At 59.8% G+C, this 14,116-nt stretch carries 12 protein-coding genes, 1 tRNA gene and 2 rRNA genes (1 of these 15 only partly in view); 14 read left to right on the forward strand and 1 reads right to left on the reverse strand.

Annotated elements, in window-relative coordinates; genetic code table 11:
* The 3 genes from E5E97_RS04520 to E5E97_RS04530 form a co-directional block, all read left to right on the forward strand.
* A 23S ribosomal RNA gene (locus E5E97_RS04520) occupies window positions 1–2,863 on the forward strand (it extends 26 nt beyond the left edge of the window).
* 78 nt (window positions 2,864–2,941) lie between these two features.
* Window positions 2,942–3,056: ribosomal RNA gene (gene rrf / locus E5E97_RS04525) — 5S ribosomal RNA — on the forward strand.
* A gap of 106 nt (window positions 3,057–3,162) precedes the next feature.
* Window positions 3,163–3,238: transfer RNA gene (locus E5E97_RS04530), tRNA-Thr, on the forward strand.
* Window positions 3,239–3,287: 49 nt separating this feature from the next.
* On the opposite strand, the gene E5E97_RS04535 is transcribed toward E5E97_RS04530, so the two are convergent.
* Window positions 3,288–3,542, reverse strand: a complete 255-nt coding sequence (locus E5E97_RS04535; protein WP_016348944.1) for a hypothetical protein — start codon at window positions 3,540–3,542, stop codon at window positions 3,288–3,290.
* Between the two features lie 93 nt (window positions 3,543–3,635).
* On the opposite strand from E5E97_RS04535, the gene E5E97_RS04540 reads away from it, so the two are divergent.
* The 11 genes from E5E97_RS04540 to prlC all read left to right on the forward strand — a co-directional run bounded on the left by E5E97_RS04540 (window position 3,636) and on the right by prlC (window position 14,114).
* Window positions 3,636–4,901, forward strand: coding sequence for a cytosine deaminase (locus E5E97_RS04540; RefSeq protein WP_171279918.1), 1,266 nt, complete (start codon window positions 3,636–3,638; stop codon window positions 4,899–4,901).
* An 87-nt stretch (window positions 4,902–4,988) separates the two neighbouring features.
* A complete protein-coding gene (gene crcB / locus E5E97_RS04545; protein WP_016348946.1) occupies window positions 4,989–5,366 on the forward strand; it encodes a fluoride efflux transporter CrcB in 378 nt (125 codons plus the stop codon).
* Window positions 5,367–5,431: 65 nt separating this feature from the next.
* Window positions 5,432–6,184 (forward strand): bifunctional demethylmenaquinone methyltransferase/2-methoxy-6-polyprenyl-1,4-benzoquinol methylase UbiE, encoded by a 753-nt coding sequence (gene ubiE / locus E5E97_RS04550; RefSeq protein WP_171279919.1) that lies wholly within the window; start codon window positions 5,432–5,434, stop codon window positions 6,182–6,184.
* 8 nt (window positions 6,185–6,192) lie between these two features.
* On the forward strand, window positions 6,193–6,801 hold the full coding sequence (locus E5E97_RS04555) for an SCP2 domain-containing protein (RefSeq protein WP_043118072.1): 609 nt from the start codon (window positions 6,193–6,195) through the stop codon (window positions 6,799–6,801).
* Window positions 6,801–8,441 carry a ubiquinone biosynthesis regulatory protein kinase UbiB gene (gene ubiB / locus E5E97_RS04560; RefSeq protein WP_171279920.1) on the forward strand — a complete coding sequence of 547 codons (1,641 nt, stop codon included), beginning with the start codon at window positions 6,801–6,803 and terminating at the stop codon, window positions 8,439–8,441. The genes E5E97_RS04555 and ubiB overlap by 1 nt, the downstream gene beginning before the upstream one ends.
* Before the next feature lie 40 nt (window positions 8,442–8,481).
* Window positions 8,482–8,730, forward strand: coding sequence for a Sec-independent protein translocase subunit TatA (tatA, locus tag E5E97_RS04565; RefSeq protein ID WP_011704119.1), 249 nt, complete (start codon window positions 8,482–8,484; stop codon window positions 8,728–8,730).
* Window positions 8,731–8,733: 3 nt separating this feature from the next.
* Entirely contained in the window at window positions 8,734–9,177 is a 444-nt protein-coding gene (tatB, locus tag E5E97_RS04570) for a Sec-independent protein translocase protein TatB (protein ID WP_016348949.1), read from the forward strand.
* A complete protein-coding gene (gene tatC / locus E5E97_RS04575; protein ID WP_171279921.1) occupies window positions 9,174–9,905 on the forward strand; it encodes a twin-arginine translocase subunit TatC in 732 nt (243 codons plus the stop codon). The genes tatB and tatC overlap by 4 nt, the downstream gene beginning before the upstream one ends.
* A 135-nt stretch (window positions 9,906–10,040) precedes the next feature.
* The gene (locus E5E97_RS04580) at window positions 10,041–10,826 is read left to right on the forward strand and encodes a TatD family hydrolase (RefSeq protein WP_029305262.1); all 786 of its coding nucleotides are present in this window, start codon (window positions 10,041–10,043) and stop codon (window positions 10,824–10,826) included.
* A gap of 3 nt (window positions 10,827–10,829) precedes the next feature.
* Window positions 10,830–11,849, forward strand: a complete 1,020-nt coding sequence (gene hemB, locus E5E97_RS04585) for a porphobilinogen synthase (RefSeq protein WP_024945496.1) — start codon at window positions 10,830–10,832, stop codon at window positions 11,847–11,849.
* A 222-nt stretch (window positions 11,850–12,071) separates the two neighbouring features.
* Entirely contained in the window at window positions 12,072–14,114 is a 2,043-nt protein-coding gene (gene prlC, locus E5E97_RS04590; RefSeq protein WP_118882185.1) for an oligopeptidase A, read from the forward strand.
* Window positions 14,115–14,116 lie beyond the last annotated feature (2 nt).

A 14,116-nucleotide genomic window follows, 5' to 3' on the forward strand; every position in this document is an offset into this window, starting at 1 on the left:
GATGCCTTGGCAGTCAGAGGCGATGAAGGACGTACTAACCTGCGATAAGCCGTGAGCAGTCGGTAAGAGACATTACGACTCACGGATTTCCGAATGGGGAAACCCACTTAGCATAAGCTAGGTATCGCTGCGTGAATACATAGCGTAGCGAGGCGAACCGGGAGAACTGAAACATCTAAGTACCCCGAGGAAAAGAAATCAACCGAGATTCCCTCAGTAGCGGCGAGCGAACGGGGATTAGCCCTTAAGCATCTTGGAAGTTAGTGGAACGGTCCTGGAAAGGCCGGCGATACAGGGTGATAGCCCCGTACACGAAAACAACCTTGATGTGAAATCGAGTAGGGCGGGACACGTGACATCCTGTCTGAATATGGGGGGACCATCCTCCAAGGCTAAATACTCCTGACTGACCGATAGTGAACCAGTACCGTGAGGGAAAGGCGAAAAGAACCCCTGTGAGGGGAGTGAAATAGAACCTGAAACCGTGTACGTACAAGCAGTGGGAGCCCTTCGGGGTGACTGCGTACCTTTTGTATAATGGGTCAGCGACTTACATTTTGTAGCGAGGTTAACCGTATAGGGGAGCCGTAGGGAAACCGAGTCTTAACTGGGCGTCTAGTTGCAAGGTGTAGACCCGAAACCGGGTGATCTAGCCATGGGCAGGTTGAAGGTTGAGTAACATCAACTGGAGGACCGAACCCACTAACGTTGCAAAGTTAGGGGATGACCTGTGGCTGGGGGTGAAAGGCCAATCAAACTCGGAGATAGCTGGTTCTCCCCGAAAGCTATTTAGGTAGCGCCTCGGACGAATACTACTGGGGGTAGAGCACTGTTTGGGCTAGGGGGTCATCCCGACTTACCAACCCCATGCAAACTCCGAATACCAGTAAGTAATATCCGGGAGACACACGGCGGGTGCTAACGTCCGTCGTGAAGAGGGAAACAACCCAGACCGCCGGCTAAGGTCCCAAAGTTCTGGTTAAGTGGGAAACGATGTGGGAAGGCTCAGACAGCTAGGATGTTGGCTTAGAAGCAGCCATCATTTAAAGAAAGCGTAATAGCTCACTAGTCGAGTCGGCCTGCGCGGAAGATGTAACGGGGCTCAAACCAGGCACCGAAGCCGCGGATTCACGCTAAGCGTGAGTGGTAGGGGAGCGTTCTGTAAGTCTGCGAAGGTGTATCGAGAGGTATGCTGGAGATATCAGAAGTGCGAATGCTGACGTAAGTAACGATAAAGGGGGTGAAAAGCCTCCTCGCCGGAAGACCAAGGGTTCCTGTCCAACGTTAATCGGGGCAGGGTGAGTCGACCCCTAAGGCGAGGCCGAAAGGCGTAGTCGATGGGAAGCAGGTTAATATTCCTGCACGACTTGTAATTGCGATGGGGGGACGGAGAAGGCTAGGTGGGCCAGGCGACGGTTGTCCTGGTGAAAGTGCGTAGGTGGTGTTTCTAGGCAAATCCGGAGACACAACACTGAGACACGAGACGAACGCACTACGGTGCGGAAGCCATTGATGCCCTGCTTCCAGGAAAAGCCTCTAAGCTTCAGATTACAAGTCATCGTACCCCAAACCGACACAGGTGGTCGGGTAGAGAATACCAAGGCGCTTGAGAGAACTCGGGTGAAGGAACTAGGCAAAATAGAACCGTAACTTCGGGAGAAGGTTCGCTCTTGACAGTGAAGTCCCTTGCGGATGGAGCAGTTGGGAGTCGCAGTGACCAGATGGCTGGGACTGTTTATCAAAAACACAGCACTCTGCAAACACGAAAGTGGACGTATAGGGTGTGACACCTGCCCGGTGCCGGAAGGTTAATTGATGGGGTTAGCGCAAGCGAAGCTCTTGATCGAAGCCCCGGTAAACGGCGGCCGTAACTATAACGGTCCTAAGGTAGCGAAATTCCTTGTCGGGTAAGTTCCGACCTGCACGAATGGTGTAACCATGGCCATGCTGTCTCCACCCGAGACTCAGTGAAATCGAATTCGCCGTGAAGATGCGGTGTACCCGCGGCTAGACGGAAAGACCCCGTGAACCTTTACTACAGCTTGGCACTGAACATTGAACCTACATGTGTAGGATAGGTGGGAGGCTTTGAAGGCGTGACGCCAGTTGCGCTGGAGCCGTCCTTGAAATACCACCCTTGTATGTTTGATGTTCTAACGCAGGCCCATGAATCTGGGTCGCGGACAGTGCCTGGTGGGTAGTTTGACTGGGGCGGTCTCCTCCCAAAGAGTAACGGAGGAGCACGAAGGTTGGCTAATCCTGGTCGGACATCAGGAGGTTAGTGCAATGGCATAAGCCAGCTTAACTGCGAGACGGACAGGTCGAGCAGGTACGAAAGTAGGTCATAGTGATCCGGTGGTTCTGAATGGAAGGGCCATCGCTCAACGGATAAAAGGTACTCCGGGGATAACAGGCTGATACCGCCCAAGAGTTCATATCGACGGCGGTGTTTGGCACCTCGATGTCGGCTCATCACATCCTGGGGCTGAAGTCGGTCCCAAGGGTATGGCTGTTCGCCATTTAAAGTGGTACGCGAGCTGGGTTCAGAACGTCGTGAGACAGTTCGGTCCCTATCTGCCGTGGGCGTTGGATGATTGAAGGGAGTTGCTCCTAGTACGAGAGGACCGGAGTGAACGAACCTCTGGTGTTCGGGTTGTCACGCCAGTGGCACTGCCCGGTAGCTAAGTTCGGAATCGATAACCGCTGAAAGCATCTAAGCGGGAAGCGAGCCCTGAGATGAGTCATCCCTGACCCCTTGAGGGTCCTAAAGGGCCGTTGGAGACCACAACGTTGATAGGTGGGGTGTGTAAGCGCGGCGACGTGTTGAGCTAACCCATACTAATTACCCGTGAGGCTTAACCATACAACACCCAAGAAGTGTTTCTGGCCTTGTGACAAATACGAAACTACTTACGTCAGCTTTCACAGATTGAAGAATTTGCCTGGCGGCCATAGCGCCGTGGAACCACCTGAACCCATGCCGAACTCAGAAGTGAAACGCGGTAGCGCCGATGGTAGTGTGGCATTCGCCATGCGAGAGTAGGACACTGCCAGGCATCAATTAAGCAATCACAGCGATGTGGTTGGTCGCGATACAGCGTCAGGTTGTGTTGGACAGAAGATTTAGATAGCGCACATAGTGTGGTCTTTACCGGTTAGTGTGCTGATATGGCTCAGTTGGTAGAGCGCATCCTTGGTAAGGATGAGGTCCCCAGTTCGACTCTGGGTATCAGCACCATTAAATATTAAAGCCTCCCAATCGGGAGGCTTTTTTGTATCCGCTTTTCTCAGTTTACCGAAATCTGCCTGGCATCGAGATAGAACCGAGCCTGTCCGGAGGCTTCTATCTGAATGGCTGCCACCAGTCGTTCATTGCGGGTGTATTCCCACTGCTTGTCGATCGACGTCAACGGTGGCTTGTTGATACCCAGTGTCTGCAGATACTCGTGAAACAAGCCTGCGCTGCCGATCTCGGTCAATCCTGCTTTCATCCCAATCAACTCCCTTTTATTGTTGCTGTTTATCAATAGTAACAGTCTCATATGTATTCAATATGAACGCTTTTCTATCAAATTGATCCAAGCTAAGTTGTGGATTGAAAAAGCTGTTGGTGTTTGAAAAAAGGAAGCAAAAACATGCTGATAAAGAACCTGCGTCTGGTCGGCAGGGAGGGGATGTGGCAGATCCTCTGCCAGGATGGCCTGATCCGTGCCATCGAACCCATGAGCACCCATCTGCTCGCAGCCCATGAGCTTGATGGTGAGGAGGGGCTCGCCATCGCCCCCTTTGTCGAGCCTCATATCCATCTTGATACTACCCAGACGGCCGGTGAGCCGAGCTGGAACCTCTCAGGAACCCTGTTCGAGGGGATAGAACGCTGGGCCGAGCGCAAGGCACTGCTGACCCACGAGGATGTGAAGCAGCGGGCCATCCAGACGCTGAAGTGGCAGATTGCCAATGGCATCCAGTTCGTCCGCACCCACGTGGATGTCTCCGACCCCAATCTGGTCGCCCTGAAGGCGATGCTGGAGGTGCGGGAGGAGATTAAGGAGTGGGTGGAGCTGCAGATAGTGGCCTTCCCGCAGGAGGGGATCCTCTCCTACCCCAACGGCAAGGCGCTGTTGGAGGAGGCTCTCAAGCTGGGGGCCGATGTGATTGGTGCGATTCCCCACTTCGAGTTTACCCGGGAATATGGGGTCGAAAGTCTGCACTACGTGTTCGATCTTGCCGAGAAGTATCAGGTTCTGGTGGATGTGCACTGCGACGAGATCGATGACGAGCAGTCCCGCTTCATCGAGACGCTGGCGACCCTGGCCTATGAGCGCGGCATGGGCCATAGAGTCACCGCCAGCCACACCACCGCCATGCACTCCTATAACGGCGCCTATGCATCGCGCCTGTTCCGGCTGCTGAAGATGGCGGACATCAACTTCGTCGCCAACCCGCTGGTGAACATCCACCTGCAGGGGCGCTTCGACAGCTATCCCAAGCGTCGCGGCATCACCCGGGTGAAGGAGATGCTGGAGGCCAACATCAACGTCTGCTTCGGCCACGACGACGTGTTCGATCCCTGGTATCCCATGGGCACCGCCAACCTGCTGCAGGTACTGCACATGGGGCTGCATGTCTGCCAGATCATGGGCTACGAGCAGATCAACGACAGCCTCAAGCTGATCAGCTGCCACAGCGCGCGCACCCTGAATGTGCAGGATCGCTACGGCATCGAGGTGGGCAAACCGGCCAACCTGCTGATCCTGCCCGCCGAGAACGGCTTTGATGCGGTGCGCCGCCAGGTGGCGGTGCGTTACTCCATTCGCCGCGGCCGGGTGATTGCGCAAACCACTCCATCCCGCACCTCGATTCATCTCGCTCAGGTCGAGCCGGTCGACTTTCGCCGCTGATGCGGGTGATGTCGATTAATTGCCCTGCTGTCCCCCGGGCCTGACATTTTGCATAATGTCGGCCCGATACTATGGAGACATGCTCCCATGCAAACCTGGTTATATGTTGCCGCCGGTGGGGCCATCGGCGCCTGTCTGCGCTTTGGTATCGCCGAACTGATGGCGCTGCTGTTGGGACGCCACTTCCCCTATGGCACCCTGATGGTCAACGTGGTCGGCTCCTTCATCATGGGCATTGCCTTTGCGCTGATCAGTCATGGTCATGTGGTGGAGCACCCGCTGAAACCGCTGCTGATGGTGGGTATCCTCGGTGCCCTGACTACCTTCTCCTCCTTCGCGCTGGATACAGTGGTACTGGCCCAACAGGGGGCCTATCTGAAAGCCGCCCTCAATATCGGCCTCAACCTGTTTCTCTGTCTGGCCATGGTAGTGCTGGGGATGCAGTTGGTCGCCAGCCGGGTTTAAGGTGTCCGCACGCCATTGGCTCTGGTAAACTGGCGGCCATTCTTTGCTCTATGGGTGTTTAAGGGATGTCAGAACAGACTACGACAACGCATTTTGGCTTTAAAACCGTGACCTCGACCGAGAAGGAAACCCTGGTCGCCGGCGTCTTCCATTCGGTGGCAGCCAAGTATGATCTGATGAACGATCTGATGTCGTTCGGCATCCACCGCCTGTGGAAGCGCTTCACCATCGACTGCTCCGGCGTGCGCAAAGGTCAGAAGGTGCTGGATCTGGCCGGTGGTACCGGCGATCTGACCGCCAAGTTCTCCCGCATCGTCGGTGAGACCGGCCAGGTGGTGCTGGCGGATATCAACGACTCCATGCTCAAGGTGGGCCGCGACAAGCTGCGCAATCTGGGGGTGGCCAACAACGTCTCCTACGTGCAGGCCAATGCCGAGGCGCTCCCGTTCCCTGACAACCATTTCGACGTCATCACCATCGGCTTCGGCCTGCGCAACGTCACCGACAAGGACAAGGCGCTTGCCTCCATGTTCCGGGTGCTCAAGCCGGGTGGCCGCCTGCTGGTGCTGGAGTTCTCCAAGCCGGTCAGCGAAGTGATCGCCAAGCTGTACGATCTCTACTCCTTCAAACTGCTGCCGAAAATGGGCGAAATCGTCGCGAACGACAGCGAAAGCTACAAATACCTGGCGGAATCGATCCGCATGCACCCGGATCAGCAGACCCTGGCAGGCATGATGGAGAATGTCGGTTTCGAGCAGGTCGAGTTCTACAACCTGACCCAGGGCGTGGTCGCCCTGCACCGCGGTTACAAGTTTTAAGGTCGCCTATGCCGATGGATGCCATGGTCACCGCGGTGATCGAAACCAGCCTCAACCAGCTGCTGCGACTCGACAAGCAGAGTCCGGAGCGGCTGCGCAAATTGACGGGCAAGGTACTCAAGCTGGAGCTGCGCGAGCTCAAGCCACTCTGGTTTGTCTTCTCCGAGCGCCGGCTGGATGTGCTGGCCAAATTCGAAGGGGAGGCCGATGCGGTGCTGAGCCTCTCCCTGACCGCGCTCGGCCTGCTCAAGGACCCCTCCGCCCTGACCCGCTACATCCGCGAGGAGAAGCTGGATCTGAGCGGCGACCCTCAGCTGGTGCAGGCGTTCAGCGTGTTGCTGGGCGAGCTGGATATCGACTGGGAAGAGGAGCTATCCCGTTATACCGGCGATGTGCTGGCCCACACCCTGCTGCGCGGTGCCAGTCAGGCACGTCGGCTGCTGGGGCGTGAATTGTGCCGCAGCCAGCGCCAGCTGGCCGAATACCTGACCGAAGAGATCCGGCTTGCGCCGGGTCCGCTGGAAGTGGCCAGCTTCAACGACGATGTCGAGTTGCTGGCCCAGCAGATGAAAGCGGTCGAGCTGCGGCTGGCCCGCTTCGAGCAGCAGGTAGCCTGATGACCCCGAAGGAGTTCAAGCGCCTCTATCGCATCATCAGCATCCTGCTGGAGCAGGGCATCGACGAGCTGGTGCCAGCCCGTTACCAGCCCTGGCCCGGCCGGCTGGCCCGTCGCAGCCTGTTCTGGCTCAAGAACAAACGCCAGGGGCTGAACCGCGGTGCCCGCATCCGGCTCGCCTTCGAGGCGCTCGGCCCCATCTTCATCAAGTTCGGCCAGATGCTCTCCACCCGGCGCGATCTGCTGCCGCCGGACATCGCCGAGGAGCTGGCACTGCTGCAGGACAGGGTGCCCCCCTTCTGTGGTCAGGCGGCCCGCCGCCAGATCGAGGCGAGCCTGGGTTGCACCATCGAGACCCTGTTTGACGACTTCGAAGAGACGCCGCTGGCGTCGGCCTCCATCGCCCAGGTGCACACCGCCCGGCTGAAGGAGAACGGCCGCGAGATCGTCATCAAGGTGATCCGTCCCGACATCGAGCCGGTCATCGAGGCCGACCTGCGACTGATGCAGGCGTTGGCCCGTCTGGTGGCCCGTTTCGTGCCCCAGAGCGGACGACTGCGCCCCATCGAGGTGGTGGAAGAGTATCGCAAGACCATCCTCGACGAGCTCAATCTGATGCGGGAGGCGGCCAACGCCATCCAGCTGCGCCGCAACTTCACCGGCTCCGAGGCGCTCTACGTGCCCGAGGTGTTCACCGAGCACTGCCGTGAGCAGGTGCTGGTGATGGAGCGGATCTACGGCATTCCGGTCTCCGACATTGCCGCGCTGGAGGCCAACGGCACCAACATGAAGCTGCTGGCCGAGCGCGGGGTGGAGGTGTTCTTCACCCAGGTGTTCCGCGACAGCTTCTTCCACGCCGACATGCACCCGGGCAACATCTTCGTCTCCTACGAACATCCGGAGAATCCGCTCTGGATCGGCATCGACTGCGGTATCGTCGGCACCCTCAACCGGGAAGACAAGCGCTACCTGGCCGAGAACTTCCTCGCCTTCTTCAACCGTGACTACCGTCGGGTGGCCGAGCTGCACGTGGAGTCCGGCTGGGTGCCGCCCGATACCAAGGTGGACGAGTTCGAGTTCGCCATCCGCACCGTGCTGGAGCCCATCTTCGAGAAGCCGCTGTCCGAGATCTCGTTTGGCCACGTGCTGCTCAACCTGTTCAACACCGCGCGCCGCTTCAACATGCAGGTGCAGCCGCAGCTGGTGCTGCTGCAGAAGACCCTGCTCTATGTGGAGGGGCTGGGTCGCCAGCTCTACCCGCAGCTCGATTTGTGGCAGACCGCCAAGCCCTATCTGGAAAACTGGATGCATCAGCAGGTAGGACCCAAGGCGGTGTGGAATGCCATCAAGGAGAAGGCGCCATTCTGGGCGGAAAAGCTGCCGGAACTGCCGGAGCTGGTCTACGAGACCCTGCGCCAGACCCGTCATCAGCAGCGCCACTTCGACCAGATGTTTGCCGATTTTCGCCGGCACAGTCGCCGCCAGGGTCAGGCTCGCTACCTCTTAGGGGTTGGAGCCAGCCTGCTATTGGCCGGTGTATTCTTGCTGACCCAAAAACAACACATTGAGTGGGGACAAATCAGCCTCGCCGGCGCCGGGTTATGCTGGCTGCTGGGTTGGTTGCGAACCCGTTCTCATTAAATAAACTGCGCCAGCAGGCGCCTGTTCTGGAGAGAAAGTCATGGGTGGTATCAGTATTTGGCAATTGTTGATCATCGCAGTCATCGTCGTGCTGCTGTTCGGTACCAAGAAACTGCGCGGCATCGGCGGTGATCTGGGCGCTGCGGTCAAGGGCTTCAAGAAGGCGCTGTCCGACGAGCCGGAGACCAAGTCCGAGCAGAAGGATGCCGAGTTTCCGCCGAAACAGCTGAACGAAGCAGCCGGTCAGCCTAGCGATGCTGCCAAGCAGAAAGATAAAGATCAGGCCTAAGCCATGTTCGATATCGGTTTCTGGGAGCTGGTTGTCATTGGTGTCGTCGCCCTGGTGGTGCTCGGCCCCGAGCGGCTGCCCGTGGCGATCCGTACCGCCAGCCACTGGATCAGACTGATCCGCAGCACCGCCAACTCGGTCAAGGCCGAGCTGGAGCAGGAGCTCAAGTTGCAGGATCTGCACAATGACCTGAAGAAGGCCGAACAGTTGCAGATGAACAACCTGAGCCCCGAGCTGCAGGAGTCTATCGAGCAGCTGAAAACGGCCGCACAATCGGTGACCCGTCCATACGAACAACAAAATACCATCCAGCCAGCGCCGGCCGCTGCCGAGGTGAAGGAGGAGCCGGCAGCCCCCGTCAGTGTGGCGACACCTGATGAGGAGCCTACCGTGATCCCCGCCGCAAGTGCCCAGCCGAGCGCCGAACAAGGGGAGGTGAAGCCATGAGTCAGGCTGAGCAACCACTGATCAGCCATCTGGTGGAGCTGAGAACCCGCCTGTTGCGGTCGGTGACGGCCATCCTGCTGGTCTTTCTGGCGCTGATCTACTTCTCCAACAACATCTACGACTTCGTGGCGCAGCCGCTGCTGAGCCAGCTGCCGGCAGGCACCAGCATGATAGCGACGGATGTGGCGACCCCCTTCCTGACGCCGATCAAGCTGACGCTGGTGGTCTCCTTCTTCGTGGCGATCCCCTATCTGCTCTATCAGGCCTGGGCCTTTATCGCCCCCGGTCTGTACCAGCATGAACGCCGGCTCATCATGCCGCTGGTGGTCTCCAGTGCCCTGTTGTTCTACGCGGGGATGGCGTTTGCCTACTACGTGGTGTTCCCGCTGGTATTCGGCTTCTTCACCAGTACCGCCCCCGCCGGGGTGACGGTGGCGACCGACATCGCCAGCTATCTGGACTTCGTACTGACCCTGTTCTTCGCGTTCGGGGTGGCGTTCGAAATTCCGGTTGCCACCATACTGCTGTGCTGGACCGGGGTGACCAGTCCCAAGAGCCTGCGGGAAAAGCGTCCCTACGTCATCGTCGGGGTGTTCGTGGTCGGCATGCTGTTGACGCCGCCCGATGTCTTTTCCCAGACTCTGCTCGCGATCCCCATGTGGGGTTTGTGGGAGATAGGTCTGTTCTTCGCCCGTTTCTACGTGAAAGAAGAGAGCGAAGAGAAGTAGGAGCAGACTGAAGAGGGGAGCTAAGGCTCCCTTCCTCTTTTCATGCCCCCGTTCGAGGCGTATGGTAAGGCCCCATTGAGTAGATGGTTTTCAAATACCTGATATGTCTTCCTTTTGTTCGGACCCGCTGACCCCATGATCGACATAGGTGTAAACCTGACCAGCAGCCAGTTTGCCGATGAACAGGCCGATCTGGTGGCCCGCGCCCGCGCCGCCGGGGTGGAGGCGCTGATCCTGACCGGCACCGATCTGGTCGGCAGCCGCGAGAGCGCCACTCTTGCCGCCCGCTGGCCGGGTTACTGTTTCTCCACCGCCGGAGTCCACCCCCACGACGCCAAAAGCGTCGATGAGGCGACCCTGCCCGCCCTGCGCGAGCTGGCAGCCTTGCCACAGGTGGTGGCCATCGGCGAGTGCGGGCTCGACTACAATCGCGACTTCTCCCCTCGTCCGGTGCAGGATGCGGTATTCGATGCCCAGCTGGCGCTGGCTGCCGAGCTCGGGATGCCGGTGTTTCTCCACTGCCGCGATGCCCACACCCGTTTCATCGAGATCCTGCGCCCCTGGCTGCCCAAACTGCCGGGGGCCGTGCTGCACTGCTTCACCGGTTCCGACGAGGAGCTGGATCAGTGTCTGGCGCTGGGGTTGCATATCGGGGTGACCGGCTGGCTGTGCGACGAGCGTCGTGGCCAGTTGCTGCGCGAGCAGGTGGCCCGCATTCCGGCCGGCCGGCTGATGATCGAGACCGATGCTCCCTATCTGGTGCCACGGGATCTGAAGCCCAGACCAAAACGCAACGAACCCGCTTTTTTGCCGCACATCGCCCAGGTGGTGGCGGCTTGCCGTGGTGAAGCGCCCGAGGCCTTGCTGGCCCACACCCGGGCCACCTCCGCCGCGTTCTTCCAACTTCCTCTTCAGGAGTGATTCATGGCTACAACTCTTCCAGGTGCCTTTCCGGGTCGCCGCCTGCGCCGGGTGCGCAAACATGATTTCAGCCGTCGTCTGGTGCGCGAGAACGTACTGACCGCCAACGATCTCATCTATCCCGTGTTCGTGCTGGAGGGGGAGAACCGTCGTGAGGCCGTCACCTCCATGCCGGGGGTGGACAGGCTCTCCATCGATCTGCTGCTGAAAGAGGCTGCCGAGCTGGTTGCGCTGGGCGTGCCGGCCATCGCCCTGTTCCCGGTCACCCCGCTGGAGCAGAAGAGTCTGCTGGCGGAAGAGGCCTACAACCCGGACGGGCTGGCCCAGCGGGCGACGCGCGCCCTCAAGGCGAGCTTCCCGGAGCTGGGGGTCATCACCGACGTGGCGCTCGATCCCTTCACCACTCACGGTCAGGACGGCATCATTGATGACGAAGGCTATGTGCTGAACGACATCACCACCGAGATCCTGGTGAAACAGGCGCTCTCCCACGCCGCTGCCGGGGTCGACATCGTGGCGCCGTCCGACATGATGGATGGCCGCATCGGTGCCATCCGCGCTGCGCTGGAAGAGAACGGCTTCATCAACACCCAGATCATGGCCTACTCCGCCAAGTACGCCTCCTGCTACTACGGCCCGTTCCGCGACGCGGTGGGCTCTGCCGGCAACCTCGGCAAGAGCAACAAGGCCACCTACCAGATGGATCCGGCCAACAGCAACGAAGCCCTGCACGAGGTGGCGCTGGATATCCAGGAAGGGGCCGACAGCGTGATGGTCAAGCCGGGCATGCCCTATCTGGACGTGATCCGTCAGGTGAAGGATCAGTTCGGGGTGCCGACCTTCGCCTATCAGGTGAGCGGCGAGTACGCCATGCACATGGCGGCCATCCAGAACGGCTGGCTGAAGGAGAAAGAGAGCATCATGGAGTCCCTGCTCTGCTTCAAGCGGGCCGGTGCCGACGGCATCCTCACCTACTTCGCCAAGCGGGCTGCCCAGTGGCTGCAGGAAGACGCCAGACGCTGATGCATCTTGCCTGATGTCACCCACAATGCCGGCCCCTGGGCCGGCATTGTCGTCTTTGGCATCCGGATCGCCGTTTTAATGAGCAGATCTCGGCGAAAAGTGGACAACAGGCCGCGCTCTGGCAGGCAAAGGCTTGATTAATGAGGTTTCTGCCTACATCTTAGGTAGTCCAAGCAAGCTTCTGGACGGCAGGGGCTGTAGAGAATTTAGAGGTATCGCAGGATGAACAACCCTTTGCTGACAATGGACTCGCTGCCCCCTTTCAGCCAGATCCAGCCCGATCAGGTCCAGCCTGCCGTGACGCAGGCCATCGCCGATTGCAAACAGAAGATCAGCGATGTGCTGGCCCAGCGCGACCCCCACACCTGGGACAGCCTGATCGCCCCGCTGGAAGAGGTCAACGACCGCCTGGCGCGGATCTGGTCGCCGGTCAGTCACCTCAACTCCGTACTCAACAGCGAAGCGCTGCGCGCGGCCCACGACGCCTGCCTGCCGCTGCTGTCTGAATTCCAGACCTATGTCGGCCAGCACGAGGGGCTCTATCAGGCCTATCGCGAACTGGCCGAGAGCGACGACTTCCCGCTGCTGAGCGGCGCCCAGCGCAAGGAGATCCAGAACACCCTGCGCGATTTTCGCTTGTCCGGCATCGGTCTGCCCGCCGAGGCGCAGCAGCGCTACGGCGAGATCCAGGCCCGCCTCTCCGAGCTGGCTTCCCGTTTCAGCAACAACGTGCTGGACGCGACCCAGGGCTGGCAGAAGCTGGTGACCGACGAGGCCGAGCTGGCCGGTTTGCCGCAGAGCGCACAGGCCGCCGCCCGCCAGCTGGCCGAGCTGAAGGGCAAGGAAGGCTGGCTGTTCACTCTGGACATCCCCTCCTACCTGCCGGTGATGATGTATGCCGACAGCCGTGCGCTGCGTGCCGAGCTGTATGAGGCCTTCACCACCCGCGCCTCGGATCAGGGCCCCAACGCTGGCAAGTGGGACAACTCTGCCATCATGACCGAGCTGCTTGCCCTGCGCCGCGAGCTGGCCCAGCTGCTCGGCTTTGCCAACTACGCCGAGCTCTCCCTGGCCACCAAGATGGCGGACAAGCCGGAGCAGGTGGTGAACTTCCTCACCGATCTGGCGGCCAAGTCCCTGCCGCAGGGCAAGGCCGAGCTGGAAGAGATCCGCGCCTTCGCCGCCGAGCAACACGGTCAGGGCGAGCTGGCCGCCTGGGATCTCGCCTACTACGCCGAGAAGCTCAAACAGCACAAGTTCTCCATCTCCGACGAGCAGCTGCGCCCCTACTTCCCCGCCAGCAAGGTGGTGAAGGGGCTGTTCGAGGTGGTCAAGCGGGTGTTCGGCATGAAGGTGCGCGAGCGCCTCGGCATCGACACCTGGCACCCTGACGTTCGCTTCTACGACATCTTCGACGCCGAGGACGAGCTGCGTGGCAGCTTCTACCTCGACCTCTATGCCCGTGAGCACAAGCAGGGCGGTGCCTGGATGGACGTCTGCCTGGGTCGTCGCTACCGTCAGGATGGATCCTTGCAAAAGCCGGTGGCCTACCTGACCTGCAACTTCAACGGTCCGGTGGACGGCAAACCCGCCCTGTTCACCCACAACGAAGTGGTCACCCTGTTCCATGAGTTCGGCCACGGCATTCACCACATGCTGACCCGCATCGACGTGGCCGGCGTGGCTGGCATCAACGGCGTGGCCTGGGACGCGGTGGAGCTGCCGAGCCAGTTCCTCGAGAACTGGTGCTGGGAGTCCGAGGCGCTGGCCTTTATCTCCGGCCATCACGAAACCGGCGAGCCGCTGCCTGCTGACCTGCTGGAGAAGATGCTGACCGCCCGCAACTTCCAGGCGGCGATGCAGATGCTGCGCCAGCTGGAGTTCGCCCTGTTCGACTTCCGTCTTCATCAGGAGTTTGACCCGGCCAGAGCGGATCAGATCCCGGCATTGCTGGATGAGGTGCGCAGCCAGGTGGCGGTGATGACGCCGCCGGTGTTCAACCGCTTCCAGCACAGCTTCTCCCATATCTTCGCCGGCGGTTATGCGGCGGGCTACTACAGCTACAAGTGGGCCGAGGTGCTCTCTGCGGATGCCTTCTCCCGCTTCGAGGAGGAGGGGATCTTCAACCCGGCCACCGGCCAGTCCTTCCTGAAGAACATCCTGGAAAAGGGTGGCTCCAAGGAGCCGATGGAGCTGTTCCGAGCCTTCCGTGGCCGCGAGCCTCAGGTGGATGCGCTGCTCCGCCACAGCGGGATTGCCGCGTGAGT

The sequence above is a fragment of the Aeromonas sp. 2692-1 genome (assembly GCF_013085505.1).
Lineage (GTDB): Bacteria > Pseudomonadota > Gammaproteobacteria > Enterobacterales > Aeromonadaceae > Aeromonas > Aeromonas hydrophila.

Excerpts from the sequence above, each read along its gene's own strand:
- E5E97_RS04535 (WP_016348944.1), bottom strand. The coding sequence starts at position 3,542 with ATGAGACTGTTACTATTGATAAACAGCAACAATAAAAGGGAGTTGATT.
- E5E97_RS04540 (WP_171279918.1), top strand. The coding sequence starts at position 3,636 with ATGCTGATAAAGAACCTGCGTCTGGTCGGCAGGGAGGGGATGTGGCAG.
- crcB (WP_016348946.1), top strand. The coding sequence starts at position 4,989 with ATGCAAACCTGGTTATATGTTGCCGCCGGTGGGGCCATCGGCGCCTGT.
- ubiE (WP_171279919.1), top strand. The coding sequence starts at position 5,432 with ATGTCAGAACAGACTACGACAACGCATTTTGGCTTTAAAACCGTGACC.
- E5E97_RS04555 (WP_043118072.1), top strand. The coding sequence starts at position 6,193 with ATGCCGATGGATGCCATGGTCACCGCGGTGATCGAAACCAGCCTCAAC.
- ubiB (WP_171279920.1), top strand. The coding sequence starts at position 6,801 with ATGACCCCGAAGGAGTTCAAGCGCCTCTATCGCATCATCAGCATCCTG.
- tatA (WP_011704119.1), top strand. The coding sequence starts at position 8,482 with ATGGGTGGTATCAGTATTTGGCAATTGTTGATCATCGCAGTCATCGTC.
- tatB (WP_016348949.1), top strand. The coding sequence starts at position 8,734 with ATGTTCGATATCGGTTTCTGGGAGCTGGTTGTCATTGGTGTCGTCGCC.
- tatC (WP_171279921.1), top strand. The coding sequence starts at position 9,174 with ATGAGTCAGGCTGAGCAACCACTGATCAGCCATCTGGTGGAGCTGAGA.
- E5E97_RS04580 (WP_029305262.1), top strand. The coding sequence starts at position 10,041 with ATGATCGACATAGGTGTAAACCTGACCAGCAGCCAGTTTGCCGATGAA.
- hemB (WP_024945496.1), top strand. The coding sequence starts at position 10,830 with ATGGCTACAACTCTTCCAGGTGCCTTTCCGGGTCGCCGCCTGCGCCGG.
- prlC (WP_118882185.1), top strand. The coding sequence starts at position 12,072 with ATGAACAACCCTTTGCTGACAATGGACTCGCTGCCCCCTTTCAGCCAG.